Consider the following 16916-nt stretch of genomic DNA (forward strand, 5'->3'; position numbering starts at 1 on the left):
AGCTCTGGGTTTACCGTTATCTCGCTATATGGTAGCAATTAAGATACCGAAATGGCTAGCGCGCATCTATTGCATACTTACAATAAATTTTATCAGCAACTGCTCACTTTTACAACAGATCTGCTACAACCCGAACTCCTCATTGATTTTATCGACTATCGTCTGTGGTGGATCATCTCCCCATCCTGAATATAAAATCTCTCCATAATCTGCAACATCTATAGAGCCAGTTCTGCTTTTTGCTAGAAACATCTCTCTTTTTTCTTTATCAACTAATACATAGTGCCAAGCTGACCTTCCACGGTCTTTACCACGGACTAAGTATATGAGATCTGATCTACTTCTTCTTGTTGCATCAGCAAAGGATCTTTCATTGATAGTTCTGCTTTTACTCTTTATGCCGCCACTTTCAGAAAAAGCTTCCTTGGCTTCAGCTTTTTTGTTTGCCAATTCAGAAATTTTTCCTTTTGCTCCTAGTGCATGTTCTTTGGTATTTTGAGATGAATACTTACTGGAAAAACCTCCTCTTGTCTCATTAGAAGTCCTATTTGTAAAACGCTTAGTAAATGAGTTATCGTTATCATTTTCTGCCATAAAAGTCTCCAAATTTTAGATTGTAGAATCCAAATTTTTACTACACCCTATCATAGGTTAGTTAAATTAATGTAAATGAAAGATAATATAGTAATTATTACAGGAATTACAGCCTCAGGTAAATCAGAATTATGCGATAACTTGATAAAAAAGTATAAAAACATTAGCATAATAAACTGTGACTCAAAGCAGGTATACAAAGAGATTCCCGTAATTACCGCTCAACCACCAAAGCAGAAAGAATTTTATAGGCTATACGGTTATGTTTCAGCAAGAGAAAATTATTCCGTAGGTTTATGGCTAGAGGATTTAAAGAGGGAAGTTAACAACGCGCTGAAAAATTCACGAATACCCATCATCACTGGAGGAAGTGGGCTTTACATTAGCAGCTTAATCAAGGGATTATCATCGATTCCACAAATAAGCCAGGAAGTGAGAGAAAACGTAAATGAACTTAGGAAAAATTTAAGTAAAGAGGAATTCTACAAATTAGTGCTAAGCAAAGATCCAAGGATTCAAGGTAAAATATTTATTAATGACTCACATCGCCTCTCAAGAGCACTTGAAGTTATCACTGAAACTGGCAAGACAATCTTTGTATGGCAAGAAAATAGACAGCCTCCTTTGTTCAATAATTTTAAGGTATATACAATTCTACCTAAACGTGAGGGTATATACCGAAAAATAAATTCTCGTTTTATTGAAATGGTTGAAAATGGAGCAATTGATGAAGTAAAAAACCTACTTAGCATGAACCCATCTCCACATTTGCCAGCTATGAAAGCACATGGAGTACCAGAAATTATAAGATACTTAAAAGGGGAGATTACTTTAGACGAAGCAATACAGATTGCTCAAACAAACACAAGACACTACGCAAAACGCCAGTACACTTGGTTTAAAAACCAGTTCCCAAGTTCTGAAGTAATTGACTGTGCAAGCAAATTGACAGAATTTGGAATATTTTGATTATTATGTATTATATTGCTATGCCTATGCAAACTTTTCTTGATAGCATTAAACTTTTTTCTTAAAGAACTTTCATCATTGCCTAAATTGTGATTATTAAATTCTTTGTAAAAGTATTCTTACTTATGAAGCGCTACTATACCTGTAAGAGCCTTTATCACTAAATGAACTATATCACGCAATATTTCATCCTCAATTTTTCTATATTCTCTCACTAATCTTGTAACCACAATCTCCACTTTCATATCCTTGTATAGCTCTTCTCATAATAGTAGGAATAAGATAAGATAGTGATTTAGTGTAACAAGAAGGTAAAAATGCCAGCAGCGTACAGTTATGACTTAAGGAAAAAAGCCATTCAGGCATTGGATGAAGGAGAGAGCAAAACAGCAGTAGCAAATTTTTGACCCTCTCTAATAACTTCAACATCACTAAATTCAAGGGCTTGGTCTTCTATTATTTGGAATCTTTCATGTCCTTTTCCTGCAACTAGCAGAATCATATTTTCATCATGTGCTATATTTATACCTTTCTCTATAGCTTTTTTTCTATCTCCTATCTCCAGTGCATCAGGGCAATGTAACAAAATATCGTGACGAATTTTCCCCGGATCTTCATCACGCGGATTGTCATCTGTGACTATAACTTTACCTGCAAGCATTTGTGCTATTTTACCCATCTCTGCACGTTTTGTTTGATCACGATTCCCGCCACAACCGAACACTAGAACTATCTTTTTATTGAAGTGCCATTTTAAAGACAACAGAGCTTGTTTGAGTGCACTTGGAGTATGAGCGTAATCGACAAATGCAAAAGTGTTCACTTTTTCCATTCTTCCAGGTGGAGAAGCGAGTTTATCTATACACATTCTTTGATAGTCCATACCAGATGAAATAACTATACCGATTGCACACAACAAATTATATGCTTGAAATCGCCCAAAAATCGGAAAAAATGCGTTATAAATTTCATCACCGATTTGAATTGTCAGGTATTGACCATTGGCAGTGGGTATCTGCTTTAATAAAGTAATGTCAGAGTTTTTTTTTCCATAGGTTATAACTTTGTTACCACGCTTTTTAGCTATGTTGAGCAACTCTCCATATTCGCCTATATCCGCATTTAAAATCGCTGTTTTTTCTTTTGGCAATACCTCATCAAACAACCTTTTCTTGGCCTCAAAATACTCATCGATACTTTTGTGATAGTCCAAATGATCTTGAGAGAAATTAGTAAAAGCTGCAGCATTGAGCCTGAGTCCATGGATTCTGTATTGATCGATTCCATGGCTTGAAGCTTCTAATGCTAAGTGTTCTACGTTCTTATTATTTATGTCACGCAATGTGGAATAAAGATCATCTGCACTTGGCGTTGTAAGGCTATTATCTTTTCTATTATTATTGACACATGTTCCCAGTGTTCCTATAGACGCTGCATTATCTTGCCAAATCTGGCGACAAAATTCCACCACTGAAGTTTTACCATTCGTACCAGTTACAGCAGCAACATATTTAGGTTGTTTGAATTGATAAAACCTGCTGACTATTTCACTGTATATTCCTTGAGGGTCCGAGTGGTAAAGCACTGCAAAACTTGGAGTACTTGTCATTCCAGTGCTTGACACTGGAATCCAGTTTTCATTATACAATTGTCTAGTATGCTTGTTTACAATTAAATTTTCTGGATCCCAGTGTCTGAGCACTGGGATGACATCTTTCTTGGCCCCTTGTATCACAACGTCTACACAGTTGTGTACACATCCAGTAGGAAGACATGTTGCGTGTTCTTTACTCCTTTCTGATATACAAACAAAAAGGTAACCTTCTTTAACTCTCTTAGGATTACATGTGACGCCTTTGATTTCAATATCAAAGTCAGCATTTACAATGTTATGCAGTAGCTCTTTCAGTCTCACAATCATCTTTAATACTTGAACATGGCAGTCTTATTAATGCAGTATTCAAGTCAAAAATCAAATCTTCAGGATCTTCTAGTCCGCAAAATATTCGCACAAAACTTCCACCATAATCTGAATTCATTACAGATCTTGACATAGATCTATGGTCTATTGGTAATATCAAACTGTCACATCCTCCCCAAGAAGCACCGATGCCGAAAACTTTCATGTGATCAACCATGCAGCTTAGTTCCTCACATGAATATTCTCTATCTAGTACTATACTAAATACACTACTTGCCCCTTTGAAATAACTTTCCCATAATTCATGTTGAGGATGGGAGGGAAGTGCTGGATACAAAACCCTTTTGATTTTTGGATGTTTTTCCAGCAACTTTGCCACTTGCATTGCTGTACTTTGATGCTTCCTCATGCGTGTTTGCAGTGTTCTAAGTCCCCTGTGTGCAAGGTAACAGTCATGCGATTGAATGGTGACTCCATAATTTTTATAGCTCTCATAAAGCAATTTAAAAGTTTCACCTTCAGCAACCATAGCTCCCATCACTAAATCTGAGTGACCAGCTAGATACTTTGTCACCGCATATAGTGCAATATCAACTCCATAATCAAGCGGCTTAAACAACAAAGGAGTGGCCCATGAATTGTCACAAACGGTTACAATTCCACGTTCTTTAGCAACTTTTACTATATGCTCTACATTCGAAATCTCAAACGTTATAGAACCAGGCGTCTCAATCATGATGAGTGAAGTGTTACTCTGAACTAAATCAGTTATATCCTGTGTCGGATCATAAAAAGTTACTTCTACTCCTCTTTTTGGTAGTTCATTTTCGGCAAATCTCTTTAGTCTATAATAACTATTATCTTGTATCAAGACATGCGAACCTGCTTTAGTGAAAGTCAAAATAGCAAAAGTAAGTGCAAATAATCCAGAAGGGTAAATGAGTGCTTGCCCCCTACCCTCAATTTCAGCCAGTGCATTTGAAAAATAATGAACAGTAGGCGTACCAACATTACTATAGCTGTAATCCCTTGCAACACCATCATTGATCACATCATATATACTCTCCCCATTCGCTGCACTTAAGTAATCCTTGTAAGTAGGAAATAATATGGTAGAAGAATGATAAACTGGTGGGTTCATCGATCCTTTATAATCATTAAATTTTCTTCCTGCTTTAACTAATAAAGACTCTCCTCTCACGTTTCTACTATTTATTTTTTAAATTATATTCACTTTGCGTATATAAGTTAAGAGAAATCGCATGTACTCGTTCTATTTCACTCTTTAATAATTCATAGATCAATTTATGCCTCTTCAAAGAGCTCATTCCAGAAAAGTCGTTAGATATTAATACTAATTTGATATGTGAAGGTAGTGTCGAAGAAGAAGCAAAATAATGATCTACATGCTTTGCTGATTCATCGATAATATTAATATCAATTACACCTATTGAATCGCGTAATTTTTCTTCTATTGTCTTAATAATATCCACAATAGTTCCTTTAAGCAACAATACAGTATAGTCTTCCTCTTGTCATTCCAGCTTCAAATACTGAAATGACAAGAAGAGTGATACAGCAATCACAATTACTTATTTTCCTCTTTATTATCTATGTCTTGATAATCAGAATCTACTACTTTTTCTTCCTCATTATTTGTTGTGGATGAGCTTTCTCCACCTTGTTGTTGAGATTCCTTATACATAGCTTCTCCAAGTTTCATAGATAACTGAGAGAAGTTAGTAACTTTCTGTTGTATTGAATCAGCATCATCAATGTTGTCAGATTTACTCACTTCCTTTAGCTCATTAACTGCATTTTCAATAGCAGATTTATCTTCTGGAGAAATTTTATCACCATATTCTGTCAGAGATTTTTCTGTAGAATGAACTAAACTATCCGCTTGATTCTTCACTTCAATAAATTTCTTACGCTTTTCATCTTCTTGTGCTTTTTCCTCAGCTTCTCTCACCATCCGATTTATTTCATCCTCCGATAAACCACCTGAAGACTGAATACGTATTTTTTGCTCTTTTCCAGTAGCTTTATCCTTTGCAGAAACATGCGCTATTCCATTTGCATCTATATCAAATGTCACCTCAATTTGAGGAACCCCGCGAAGAGCAGGTGGTATTCCTTCTAAACTAAACTGACCAAGCAGTTTATTATCAATCGCCAATTTTCTTTCACCTTGATGCACCTTAATTGTAACAGCTGTTTGGTTATCATCTGCAGTTGAAAATACCTGAGATTTTTTAGTAGGAATAGTAGTATTACGTTCAATAAGTGGAGTAAATACTCCCCCTAAAGTTTCAATACCAAGGGAAAGTGGAGTTACATCAAGTAGTAACACATCTCTTACGTCACCTTGAATGATCCCTGCTTGTATTGCAGCTCCAATTGCTACAACTTCATCAGGGTTAACCCCTCTGTGTGGATCTTTGCCAAAGAATTCTTTAACTTTCTCTATGACTTTTGGCATACGAGTCATGCCACCAACAAGAACTACTTCACCAATTTGACTAGCAGACAAACCAGCATCTTCAAGAGCTTTTTTGCAAGGAATTATAGTCCTTTCAATCAAATCATTCACTAAACTTTCAAGCTTTGCTCTTGTTAGCTTCATATTTAAGTGTTTTGGGCCACTTGCATCAGCTGTAACAAACGGTAGATTTACTTCTGTTTCCATTGCACTTGACAATTCTACCTTTGCTTTTTCTGCAGCTTCTTTGATTCTTTGCATAGCCATTGGATCGTTTTTCAAATCAATGCCATTACTTTTCTTGAATTCACCCAGTAAATAATTTACTACTGCATTATCGAAGTCTTCCCCTCCAAGGTGAGTATCACCATTTGTAGCCTTTACTTCAAAAACTCCGTCACCTATTTCAAGAACTGAAATATCAAATGTACCACCACCAAGATCATACACTACTATTGTGTGTCCGTGCTTTTTATCAAGACCATAAGCAAGTGCTGCAGCAGTTGGTTCGTTAATTATTCTGAGGACATTTAATCCAGCAATTTTTCCTGCATCTTTTGTTGCTTGACGTTGAGAATCATTGAAGTACGCCGGCACTGTTATCACAGCATCTTTTACTTCCTCCCCAAGATAAGCCTCAGCTGCTTCTTTCAGATTTTGTAGTATAAATGCACCAATTTGACTAGGAGAGTATTCTTTACTATCAGTTGTTTTAACCCATGCATCCCCATTTTTTGCTGCAAACACTTTATATGGAGCTTGTAGATTTTTCATTTCAGGATCACTATATTGGCGACCTATCAATCTCTTAGTTGCAAAAAAAGTATTACTTGCATTGGTAGTTGCTTGCCTTTTTGCTGGAGCGCCAATCAACCTTTCTCCAGATGAAGTAAATGCAACTATAGATGGAGTAGTTCTTGCTCCTTCTTTATTCTCGATTACTTTTGCATCCTTGCCTTGCATTATTGCAACACAAGAATTTGTTGTTCCAAGATCTATACCTATTGCTCTTCCCATAATGAATACTCCCTTTTAAATATTATCTGATGTAAAATATATAAGTATAAAACTCGTTAATTACAAGTCCCGTTTAGTTGTTAGAGCTCAAAAGGCGCGAAAGCCATTTAGTTAACCAAAAGTTGCCCGGTAGTTTATCTGAACTACCAGCTTCTTTATCCCTGCTATTCACAATTTGACATCCACAATTCTGCAATGGCTTATAATCATTAAAATTAACATGATCTCCTTGCTTTAAAATAAATGTATCTGCATCTAAACTATTATCAATACTAACATTTAATGTAATATTGAACTCTTTTTCGATTGTAGAAACCATATCACGCTTATTATTAAAAATGTGCGCTATAACTGCACTGCGTGCTATTAAATCAAAGGACTTATTTTGATTTTTATTAGCAATATGTTGCAAATCCCTTAGTATCGATGCAACAACCACTTCGTTTGATTTCACTCTTCCAATACCTTTACAGCGCAAACACTCTGTAGTATTAATTTCCTGTATATTTGGTTTAATTCTTTGTCTTGAAAAGACCATTAAACCAAAGTCATTGATAAAGCTAAATTGAACTTTAGCTCTATCATCTTTAAACGCCTGCTTGATAGCAAATTCAACATTTTTGCAATACTCAAGTTTCAACATGTCAATAAAATCAACAACTATTAACCCTGATAAGCCCCTGAGATTCGCTTGCCTTGATATTTCAGATAATGCCTCCATATTAGTTCTATAAGCTGTTTCTTCTATGTTATCTTCTCCTGTCATTTTTCCTGAATTTACGTCTATTGAAACAAATGCCTCAGTTAAGGTTATCACCAAAGACCCACCAGATGGTAATTCTACTCTATTGCTATATAATTCAGAAATTTGATCTTCGACTCGATAGTAAGTAAAGATTGGAACAGAGCCTCTATATAACCTAGGACGTAATTTTCCTTGTAACACATTTTTAGTGTATTTTCTTACCGCTTCACAAACTTCTCTATCAGATACTATAATTTCTGTATCATTACTACAAAAGTCACGTACAGATCTCATAACTACATCTGCTTCGTTGTAAATTAATGATGGAACATTTAAAGAAGAGAAGTTTTGCTGGATATTTTGCCATAATAAGGTCAAATTATTGTAATCTTGCTCAATTTCTTTCTTACTTTTTCCTGCACCAACAGTTCTTACTATTAAACCTGAACTTTTTGGTAAATTTATTGAATCTAATATATCCTTTAACTGTTTTCTAACGTTGGTATCTTCAATTCTGCGAGATACTCCACCCCTACTTATGGAATTGGGCATGAAAACACAGTATCTACCGACCAAAGTTACGTATGTTGTAAATGAAGCTCCTTTATTTCCTCGTTCTTCTTTAGTTAATTGAACCAATAACTTTTGATTTACTGAAATCACATCTTGTAACTTATATTTTCTATGTAAAGGTACCTCCCTCACAAAACCACTGCTGGATTCATTACTAGCTGTAGAATCTAGGCCTTCTTCTGTGCAATTATCATTTGAACAGTCCACACCACTCGAATAGCCTTCGTCAGGGAAAATTTCCTTCTCTTTTTCTGGAATATTAAAGTAATTTAGAGATATCTCAGAAAAAGACAAAAAACCTTGCTTATTTTTTCCATACTCAATGAACACGGCCTGCAAAGCAGGCTCTATACGCTTTATATAAGCAACGTATATATTACCTCTTAATTGTCTTTTTTCCTTGAATTCTTGTTCAAACTCTACAACCCTATCATTAACTAGTAGGGCAACCCTTACCTCGTTAGAACAGGTAGTACTTTCTATCAACAATAACCTTTTGCCATCACTTGCCACTTATTTACCGTCTGCTTTTCATTCTGAAATGTTCTTATGCTACTTAATACATTATTGATTGTCAAGAATTTTGCGATCTGCATTATTGGGTTGACTTTTAGTGTTTTGCGTAATAAACTTGCATAGAGTTTATTATATCACTAACAATTATGGCGAAAAAAAATGCTTCTTTGCTTGTCAAGCTGGTTAGCACTGCAACTAAAACAACAAAAACTGGAGAAGAGAAACTAACAGGCTATTTTTGTGTAAAAAAACGTAATCCTAAGAACCTTCCCAAGAAGCTCGAGTTTAGGAAGTATGACCCAGTGGTCAGAAGACACGTATTATTTAAAGAAGAAAAATTAAAGTAAGTTTATCGTTATATACAATTTATAACCAAGTTATACTATAACGATAGAGCTAAACAGTATAAGATAAAAGTACAAAACACAGAAAATACTTTGAAGATTAGCTAGCCTAAAGTGCATATGTTAGTAGATCAAAATCGAAGGGTTTTCCCTAGAATACTTGCTCAACGGTTCTGTCGCATTTGTAGGGAAGTAGAAAGAAGAATGATATAATTGTCTAAAAATAAAGCAAAGATGTTTCGTATCAATCAAAAATTATTGCCATACTTCAAAGGATTTAGCTTTTCAGCGATGTTATCTGTATACATGAAATGTCGATTCTCTTTGAGCTATCGAGATTTGGAAGAAATTATGAGTATAAGGGGAGCAAAAATTGACCATGCTACGTTACAAAGTGGTTTATTACCACTGATAGATTAGGCAGTAAGGAAAAGAAAGAAGCAGGTTGGTAGTAGTTGGAGAGACCTACATTAAATTAAACGGTAAATGGGTTTATTTATATAGAGCACTATTGGTAATACTGTAGACTTCCTCTTGTGTGTTAGTAGAGACAAGTCTGCAGCACTTGCATTCTTTCGTAAAGCCTTCAGGAGTAACTATCTTCCTGAGAAAATTGTCATTGATAAAAGCGGCAGTAATACTGCTGCTCTTGATGATTTGAATGCAGAAATTTCTGAAGATTACAGTTCTTCAAATAAAATATCTAAATAATATTGTTGATAGGTTTATCAAGAAGCGAATAAAGCCTATGCTTAGTTTTAAAAATTTTCATTCCGCAAAGATTACTATTACAGGTATAGAAAATATTCGCATGATTCAGAAAAAACAAATTATCGGAGCTAATGACAATGTTTCTACTTTTGAGAATTTTGCTATGTTAATGGCTCTATAACTCCTATAATCTCAGCTTTAATGATCTTCTTTTCTATGGTTTATAGATGTGACAGAACCTGTAAACTTGCTTTTGTTATCTTTTAGTTCAAGTAATTAAAATTTTAACAATTAGAATTATAATTACAGACCACAATAAAAAATAGATTTTTCCATTTGATCTATTTTTCACTTGTAATTTTTTATCAGCTATTAGGTTTAATTTTTCTATAAGGGTAAATATTCCTTGGATTGCTTTTATGGGATAAGAACTTTTAATTTTTTCCCTATATCCTATTTTACTTTCATGTTGACTGCTTATCCATGTTTCAACTACTTTCCACATATTGATTTCTGGATAGACTTTCCTACATGTCCCTTCTAATAAAATCATAGTTTTCTGCAGTAATAATAATTGTGTTTGAACTTTCATATCAAAATCACCAGTTATTTTTAATAGCTGAGTAAGTAAGCGAGCAAATGAAATCTTTCGTATAGGCTGTCCAACAATGGGCTCACCTATTGCTCTGCAAGCTGTAATAAAATTTCTATGCTGTGATGGAACATAACCGGCTCTAAAGTGCATTTTTGCAACGTGATCATAATCCCGATTTAAAAAGCCTTTGAGTATCTCTATAACGTAATAGCATGTCTCACGATCTATTCTACCCATGATTCCACAATCCAGGGCAATAATATTGTTGTTACTATCAATCATTAGATTTCCTGGATGCATATCAGCATGAAAAAAGCAATCCCTATACACCTGATTACAAAACGATTCTATAAGATTGATAGCTATTTGCTTGCGGTTATTCAGCTTTTCAACTTCGTATATTGGTATAGCTTCCATCCATTCTAATGTTAAAACCTTTTTTGAAGTTCTACTCCAATCTATTTCAGGTACGTAGAAACCTCTGTCATGTTTAGTATTTTCCTTCAGTTCCGAAGAGTGGGCAGCCTCAAAGCGTAGATCTAACTCTAATCGGCAAATTTCAGCAAAAGTTTTGACTAATTCAACTGGCTTCAGCCTTTTTGATTGTTCACTAAATTTTTCTGCAATTTCTGCAAGCCAAGAAAGCATTTTTATATCCCTTGAGAAGGTTTTCTCAATATTTGGCCTTAAAACCTTTACAGCAACTTCCTTACCCGCAGTTGTAACTGCTCTATGCACTTGAGAAATTGATGCTGCTGCAATTGGCTTTTCAGAAAAGCTTGAAAAAATATCGCTTAATTTACAATTAAACTCACTTTCTATAGTTTTAACTGCTATTTTATACGAAAATGATGGCAATCTATCACATATCAATAGCAAGTTATTTGTTATATCCTCATTTAAAATATCAGTGCGTGATGAAATGGATTGCCCAAATTTAATGAACACCGGACCTAATCTTTCAAGAGCACGCTTTAGTTTATGACCTTGTATTTTATTTATTGATTTTTTTGATGGTGGAAGTAAATAAGGTAACACATTGTAGCGTGTTAGCACTGTAGTTATTTGCAGAAGACGTAGAATATTTTGAATCATTTCGCTGCGTAACTGCCAAATATTTCATTTATCTCCATAATTTCATCAGGTTTACCTTGATAATAGATAGTATTATTTATGCAAATTATGTAATCTGAGGATGGTAGAGCAGAGTTAAGATCATGAGAAGTCATGAGAATTGACACTGATCGTTCTTTTGCGATTTTATTTATAATATCATAAAATTTAGCTCGTGCGTTAATATCCATTGCACTGACTGGCTCATCTAAAATGATCAAATCAGATTCTGAAATTAAACAGCGTGCAAGCAGCAGTAATTGTGTTTGTCCTGCAGAGATTTCTAATACTTGATTTTTTAGGATGTTACCGATACCAACCAATTCTATTGCTTCTGTAACAATGGGTTGATTTTTCTTCAATTTCTTCGAGGAGCTATTGAAAAGGAAAGACTCAACTGTTATTGGCATCAAATTACCAATACTAAAATTTTGTGGCATATAGCTAATTTTTATATTGTCAGCGAATACAATACTGCCAATAAAACCTTTATTTATACCAGCAACTGCTTTCACTAAAGAGGTTTTACCTCCGCCATTTGGACCAAGTATTGTAACTATATCTCCTCTTTGTACTGATATGTTGATATTATCAAGAACTTTTTTATTACCGTATGAAAGAGTAAGGTTTTCTATTTTTAGAATGCAGTTATTGACACTACTTAATTTTTTGTCAAAAATTGACTTCTTCTCAACACTTATATGAGACATTTACTGTTTTTTTTTCTATTACTTTCATTTACATTATACTACAATAGTGCCTTTTCATCCAATTTAAAAATTGTAGCTACAATCAAACCTATACACTCACTTGTAGCTTCTGTTACAGATGGAATTTCAAAGCCAGAACTACTAATGTACGAAGTAGTGTCTGAACATAACTACATGCTCAGGCCTTCAGACGCAAGTAAATTAGAATCTAGTAATATTATATTTTATACCGATGATTCTTTGGAAACATTCATTAAAACTTTCGCTAAAGAAAATAAGAAGTTAATACCGTTATCAAGTGCAATCGATCTACTTCCTGCCCGACCACATTCATTTTCTAGTCACATTCAAGATGAAAAAGATTTGCATATTTGGCTGAGTCCTGAAAATGCAAAAAGTATGATACTTTCTATCAGTGCAACATTATCTAATATAGATAAAGAAAATGCCTATCGATACAATACTAACGCAGAGGAGGCTATAAGAAAGATAGACCAAGAAGTAGAAAAAATTACGAAAGAATTGGATGAGTTAAAAAATCAAAAATACATAGTTACTCACGATGCTTATCAATATTTCGAAAAATATTTTGATTTAAGTTACCCAAGCGCCATTCTTTCTATAGAAGAGGATTCTTACATAGGTATGAAGAGTTTAATGAAATTAAAAAAGGTAATGAAAGAGGAAAACGTTAAATGTATTGTTTCTCATTCACGAGAGGATAGCATAAAGCCTAATGTCTTTTCTAGTGACGTAAAAATGGTGATTCTTGATCCTATTGGATCAGATGTAGAGCCTGGAAAGGATGCATATCTAGATATAATCAGCAGCATTGCACAAAATTTCAAGTCTTGTTTCACTGAGTAATGAGTTCTTTTGGTTCTGTCGCATTTGTAGAGAAGTAGAAAGAAGAATGATATAATTGTCTAAAAATAAAGCAAAGATGTTTCGTATCAATCAAAAATTATTGCCATACTTCAAAGGATTTAGCTTTTCAGCGATGTTATCTGTATACATGAAATGTCGATTCTCTTTGAGCTATCGAGATTTGGAAGAAATTATGAGTATAAGGGGAGCAAAAATTGACCATGCTACGTTACAAAGTGGTTTATTACCACTGATAGATTAGGCAGTAAGGAAAAGAAAGAAGCAGGTTGGTAGTAGTTGGAGAGACCTACATTAAATTAAACGGTAAATGGGTTTATTTATATAGAGCACTATTGGTAATACTGTAGACTTCCTCTTGTGTGTTAGTAGAGACAAGTCTGCAGCACTTGCATTCTTTCGTAAAGCCTTCAGGAGTAACTATCTTCCTGAGAAAATTGTCATTGATAAAAGCGGCAGTAATACTGCTGCTCTTGATGATTTGAATGCAGAAATTTCTGAAGATTACAGTTCTTCAAATAAAATATCTAAATAATATTGTTGATAGGTTTATCAAGAAGCGAATAAAGCCTATGCTTAGTTTTAAAAATTTTCATTCCGCAAAGATTACTATTACAGGTATAGAAAATATTCGCATGATTCAGAAAAAACAAATTATCGGAGCTAATGACAATGTTTCTACTTTTGAGAATTTTGCTATGTTAATGGCTCTATAACTCCTATAATCTCAGCTTTAATGATCTTCTTTTCTATGGTTTATAGATGCGACAGAACCGGAGATCTTACTGCTATTGACATTATTGCGAAAATTCTATCAATTGATAACTTCCTATTCTGTGTGAAAAAATAAGAAAGGAGAGGAAAAAAGGATTAGTTTCTTTTATGATTATCCAAGAAGTCTAGTCTAAATTCAAGTTTTGTGAATAGGCCTAGCGCTTAAATTTTTGATCAAAAAGGGACAAGTTTAGTAAAAAATAATGATATTATAAGTGGAACATAAAATAGTCCCACTGCAGTACTAATTAAGAGCAATAAAGTAGCTTTATCTGGTTGGTAATTTAAAATATTAGCAAGTATTATACTGGATCCAGAAATCGGAATAATAGCTAGTAACATCAGTGCTTTATAGATGCTTTCATCGTATATACCTGTAACATGCTTGTCTAGCAAGACAATTCCCAAAACAAATAACGGCCAGAATATGTACTTTGCTACAATAGTGGTCAAGGCAAGCTTCCAATCTACTTTAAAATTTGTAATTTGTGCAATACTTACTCCAAGCAGCACCATTCCTAATGTGATAAATGTACTTCTGATATTTATCATAACATCTGTCAAAAAAGTGGGTATTTGTATATCATATATACTTAAAAAGAAACCTAGAATCATTGCATATAATGAGGGAAGTTTGAGTAACTTTAATACGCATTCTTTTGCAGTATAGATACCATTTGCAGCTATATAAAATCCCAAGCTATTTTCAAATAGTGCCATTCCTATGTAACAGACAACATACACAGACACTGAATCTTCATCAAATAAAGCCATGGCAATCGGTAGACCAAAATAACCCATACTTGTGCTGCCCGAGCTAAACGCTAATATGTTTCTCGTGTTGTCCTTAAATAAAAAAGAAGAAAGATAATACACTGATAAGGACATAGTACTACCTATAAACCATATCAAAATCGGCAGAGAAATTACTTTTAAATTAACTTCTGTATGAGATACTCCGTATAAAATCACTATTGGATTAGCTATATAAAAGAGTATTTGAGATATAGTATTTCTATCAATTTTAAGATATCTTCCTGCTAAGTAACCAATAAGTATTGTAATGTAAATAGGTAATATTTTGAGGAAAAGAGTAAAGAACATACTAGCTTATTGTGATATCTTTGCTGATAAAGTGATATTAGATTTTAAGGTATTGTAAAAGTAAGTAAAATTTATTTTCCAATTAATCAAGTTCATAGTTAGTTAAAAAAGATTCACTGAGTGCCAAAATTTGTTCTTATATAGGACTTAATAATGATATTTTTATGATTAAATTATGTTAAGTTTGTATAAAGCTCCTTGTATATTTTTATAAACCACTTGTAGTAATTTAGGTAGATTGTTGAAAAAACACTCATCTTGAATGGTTCTCAGGAATTCTTGCCTTAATCATTAAAATCGCACTATTACTTTCCATAATTTTTTAAAGCCAACTTTTTCGTAAACACGGATTGCACAAACATTTGCTATACCTGGGTCGACAAAGGCATTCTCATAAACTTTAAAGACAAATTTGTTTAAAAATATATTCAAAGCTTGTGAACCAACTCCTTTACCTACATAATTCAGCTCTCCGATATACCAGTCTATAGCAGCACAACTTTCTGGAAGTTCTAAAGTGTTATAGACCTGTTCAGGTGGGAAATCATGTTTGTTGTAATATTGAATATAACCAATATCAACTCTATCACAATTAATAATGAATGCGTGCATCGGTTTTTCAATAATTTGTGTCTTAGATTTCAAACGTTTGAATCCTTTAACATAGTTGCTATATTTTTTCTCAATTAACTCTGGTGTCCAATTTATATCCGCATCCCACCACTTCTTTATATGGGACGTTTCTACCCATTTTAATAATAGTAAAAAATGTTCTTCTTTCAACGCTTTAAATGTGATATTTTTATTCATTAATTAAAGATTTTAAGTGTTACTACCGTTTTTATTAATTCTATCTCTAATTTCTAAGTTCATTGAAATTGATATTTCTGTACCTAGTTTTCCTGATATAGTACGCTATTTTAACGTACCGGAAGGCACAATTCAATTAACTATTGCTTATAATTTTTTAGGCATTTGCATAGGAGGGTTGTTTTTTGGTCCATTATCCGAATGTTATGGCAGAAGGAGAATTATGAGGCTTTGTTGCATCATTCAAGAGAAAAGAACTGGCAGTTACTGACAAACTTCGGTTCTGTCGCATTTGTAGGGAAGTAGAAAGAAGAATGATATAATTGTCTAAAAATAAAGCAAAGATGTTTCGTATCAATCAAAAATTATTGCCATACTTCAAAGGATTTAGCTTTTCAGCGATGTTATCTGTATACATGAAATGTCGATTCTCTTTGAGCTATCGAGATTTGGAAGAAATTATGAGTATAAGGGGAGCAAAAATTGACCATGCTACGTTACAAAGTGGTTTATTACCACTGATAGATTAGGCAGTAAGGAAAAGAAAGAAGCAGGTTGGTAGTAGTTGGAGAGACCTACATTAAATTAAACGGTAAATGGGTTTATTTATATAGAGCACTATTGGTAATACTGTAGACTTCCTCTTGTGTGTTAGTAGAGACAAGTCTGCAGCACTTGCATTCTTTCGTAAAGCCTTCAGGAGTAACTATCTTCCTGAGAAAATTGTCATTGATAAAAGCGGCAGTAATACTGCTGCTCTTGATGATTTGAATGCAGAAATTTCTGAAGATTACAGTTCTTCAAATAAAATATCTAAATAATATTGTTGATAGGTTTATCAAGAAGCGAATAAAGCCTATGCTTAGTTTTAAAAATTTTCATTCCGCAAAGATTACTATTACAGGTATAGAAAATATTCGCATGATTCAGAAAAAACAAATTATCGGAGCTAATGACAATGTTTCTACTTTTGAGAATTTTGCTATGTTAATGGCTCTATAACTCCTATAATCTCAGCTTTAATGATCTTCTTTTCTATGGTTTATAGATGCG

The 16916-nt window shown here is 33.8% G+C and carries 13 protein-coding genes and 4 pseudogenes; 7 read left to right on the top strand and 10 right to left on the bottom strand.

Annotation, left to right across the window (positions count from 1 at the left end; translation table 11 throughout):
• Positions 1 to 123: 123 nt before the first annotated feature.
• The gene (locus EJB00_RS04040; protein ID WP_015588435.1) at positions 124 to 594 is read right to left on the bottom strand and encodes a hypothetical protein; all 471 of its coding nucleotides are present in this window, start codon (positions 592 to 594) and stop codon (positions 124 to 126) included.
• Positions 595 to 669: 75 nt separating this feature from the next.
• Here EJB00_RS04040 and miaA point away from each other — a divergent pair, with 75 nt between their 5' ends.
• Entirely contained in the window at positions 670 to 1563 is an 894-nt protein-coding gene (miaA, locus tag EJB00_RS04045) for a tRNA (adenosine(37)-N6)-dimethylallyltransferase MiaA (RefSeq protein WP_015588434.1), read from the top strand.
• Between the two features lie 358 nt (positions 1564 to 1921).
• On the opposite strand, the gene EJB00_RS04050 is transcribed toward miaA, so the two are convergent.
• The 5 genes from EJB00_RS04050 to EJB00_RS04070 form a co-directional block, all read right to left on the bottom strand.
• On the bottom strand, positions 1922 to 3484 hold the full coding sequence (locus EJB00_RS04050) for a Mur ligase family protein (RefSeq protein WP_015588433.1): 1563 nt from the start codon (positions 3482 to 3484) through the stop codon (positions 1922 to 1924).
• On the bottom strand, positions 3453 to 4685 hold the full coding sequence (gene metC, locus EJB00_RS04055) for a cystathionine beta-lyase (protein WP_015588432.1): 1233 nt from the start codon (positions 4683 to 4685) through the stop codon (positions 3453 to 3455). Before metC ends, EJB00_RS04050 begins: the two co-directional genes overlap by 32 nt.
• A gap of 7 nt (positions 4686 to 4692) precedes the next feature.
• Positions 4693 to 4977 carry a BolA family protein gene (locus EJB00_RS04060; protein ID WP_015588431.1) on the bottom strand — a complete coding sequence of 95 codons (285 nt, stop codon included), beginning with the start codon at positions 4975 to 4977 and terminating at the stop codon, positions 4693 to 4695.
• A 95-nt stretch (positions 4978 to 5072) separates the two neighbouring features.
• Entirely contained in the window at positions 5073 to 6983 is a 1911-nt protein-coding gene (dnaK, locus tag EJB00_RS04065) for a molecular chaperone DnaK (RefSeq protein WP_135352706.1), read from the bottom strand.
• 73 nt (positions 6984 to 7056) lie between these two features.
• Positions 7057 to 8814, bottom strand: a complete 1758-nt coding sequence (locus EJB00_RS04070; protein ID WP_135352707.1) for an Rne/Rng family ribonuclease — start codon at positions 8812 to 8814, stop codon at positions 7057 to 7059.
• Positions 8815 to 8963: 149 nt separating this feature from the next.
• Between EJB00_RS04070 and rpmG the strand changes: the two genes are divergently transcribed.
• Together rpmG and EJB00_RS04080 are read left to right on the top strand one after the other, a co-directional pair.
• Positions 8964 to 9164, top strand: coding sequence for a 50S ribosomal protein L33 (rpmG, locus tag EJB00_RS04075; protein WP_012481745.1), 201 nt, complete (start codon positions 8964 to 8966; stop codon positions 9162 to 9164).
• 231 nt (positions 9165 to 9395) lie between these two features.
• Positions 9396 to 10053 (top strand): annotated as a pseudogene (locus tag EJB00_RS04080) (IS6 family transposase).
• 87 nt (positions 10054 to 10140) lie between these two features.
• Here EJB00_RS04080 and ubiB read toward each other — a convergent pair.
• Complete coding sequence (ubiB, locus tag EJB00_RS04085) at positions 10141 to 11562, bottom strand: 2-polyprenylphenol 6-hydroxylase (protein WP_015588428.1); 1422 nt, start codon at positions 11560 to 11562, stop codon at positions 10141 to 10143.
• A complete protein-coding gene (locus EJB00_RS04090) occupies positions 11559 to 12290 on the bottom strand; it encodes a metal ABC transporter ATP-binding protein (RefSeq protein ID WP_015588427.1) in 732 nt (243 codons plus the stop codon). The genes ubiB and EJB00_RS04090 overlap by 4 nt, the downstream gene beginning before the upstream one ends.
• Here EJB00_RS04090 and EJB00_RS04095 point away from each other — a divergent pair.
• Together EJB00_RS04095 and EJB00_RS04100 are read left to right on the top strand one after the other, a co-directional pair.
• Entirely contained in the window at positions 12282 to 13157 is an 876-nt protein-coding gene (locus EJB00_RS04095; protein ID WP_015588426.1) for a zinc ABC transporter substrate-binding protein, read from the top strand. The two genes, EJB00_RS04090 and EJB00_RS04095, sit on opposite strands and share 9 nt — an antisense overlap.
• A 76-nt stretch (positions 13158 to 13233) precedes the next feature.
• Positions 13234 to 13891: pseudogene (locus EJB00_RS04100) on the top strand (IS6 family transposase).
• Between the two features lie 232 nt (positions 13892 to 14123).
• Here the strand turns inward: EJB00_RS04100 and EJB00_RS04105 are convergent.
• The gene (locus EJB00_RS04105) at positions 14124 to 15053 is read right to left on the bottom strand and encodes an AEC family transporter (RefSeq protein ID WP_015588425.1); all 930 of its coding nucleotides are present in this window, start codon (positions 15051 to 15053) and stop codon (positions 14124 to 14126) included.
• A 253-nt stretch (positions 15054 to 15306) separates the two neighbouring features.
• Positions 15307 to 15863: pseudogene (locus tag EJB00_RS04110) on the bottom strand (GNAT family N-acetyltransferase).
• Between the two features lie 16 nt (positions 15864 to 15879).
• On the opposite strand from EJB00_RS04110, the gene EJB00_RS04115 reads away from it, so the two are divergent.
• Together EJB00_RS04115 and EJB00_RS04120 are read left to right on the top strand one after the other, a co-directional pair.
• Entirely contained in the window at positions 15880 to 16134 is a 255-nt protein-coding gene (locus EJB00_RS04115; RefSeq protein WP_225416243.1) for an MFS transporter, read from the top strand.
• Positions 16135 to 16207: 73 nt separating this feature from the next.
• Positions 16208 to 16865: pseudogene (locus tag EJB00_RS04120) on the top strand (IS6 family transposase).
• The last annotated feature ends 51 nt before the right edge of the window (positions 16866 to 16916 follow it).

Source organism: Wolbachia endosymbiont of Drosophila mauritiana (genome assembly GCF_004795975.1).
Taxonomy (GTDB): Bacteria; Pseudomonadota; Alphaproteobacteria; order Rickettsiales; family Anaplasmataceae; genus Wolbachia.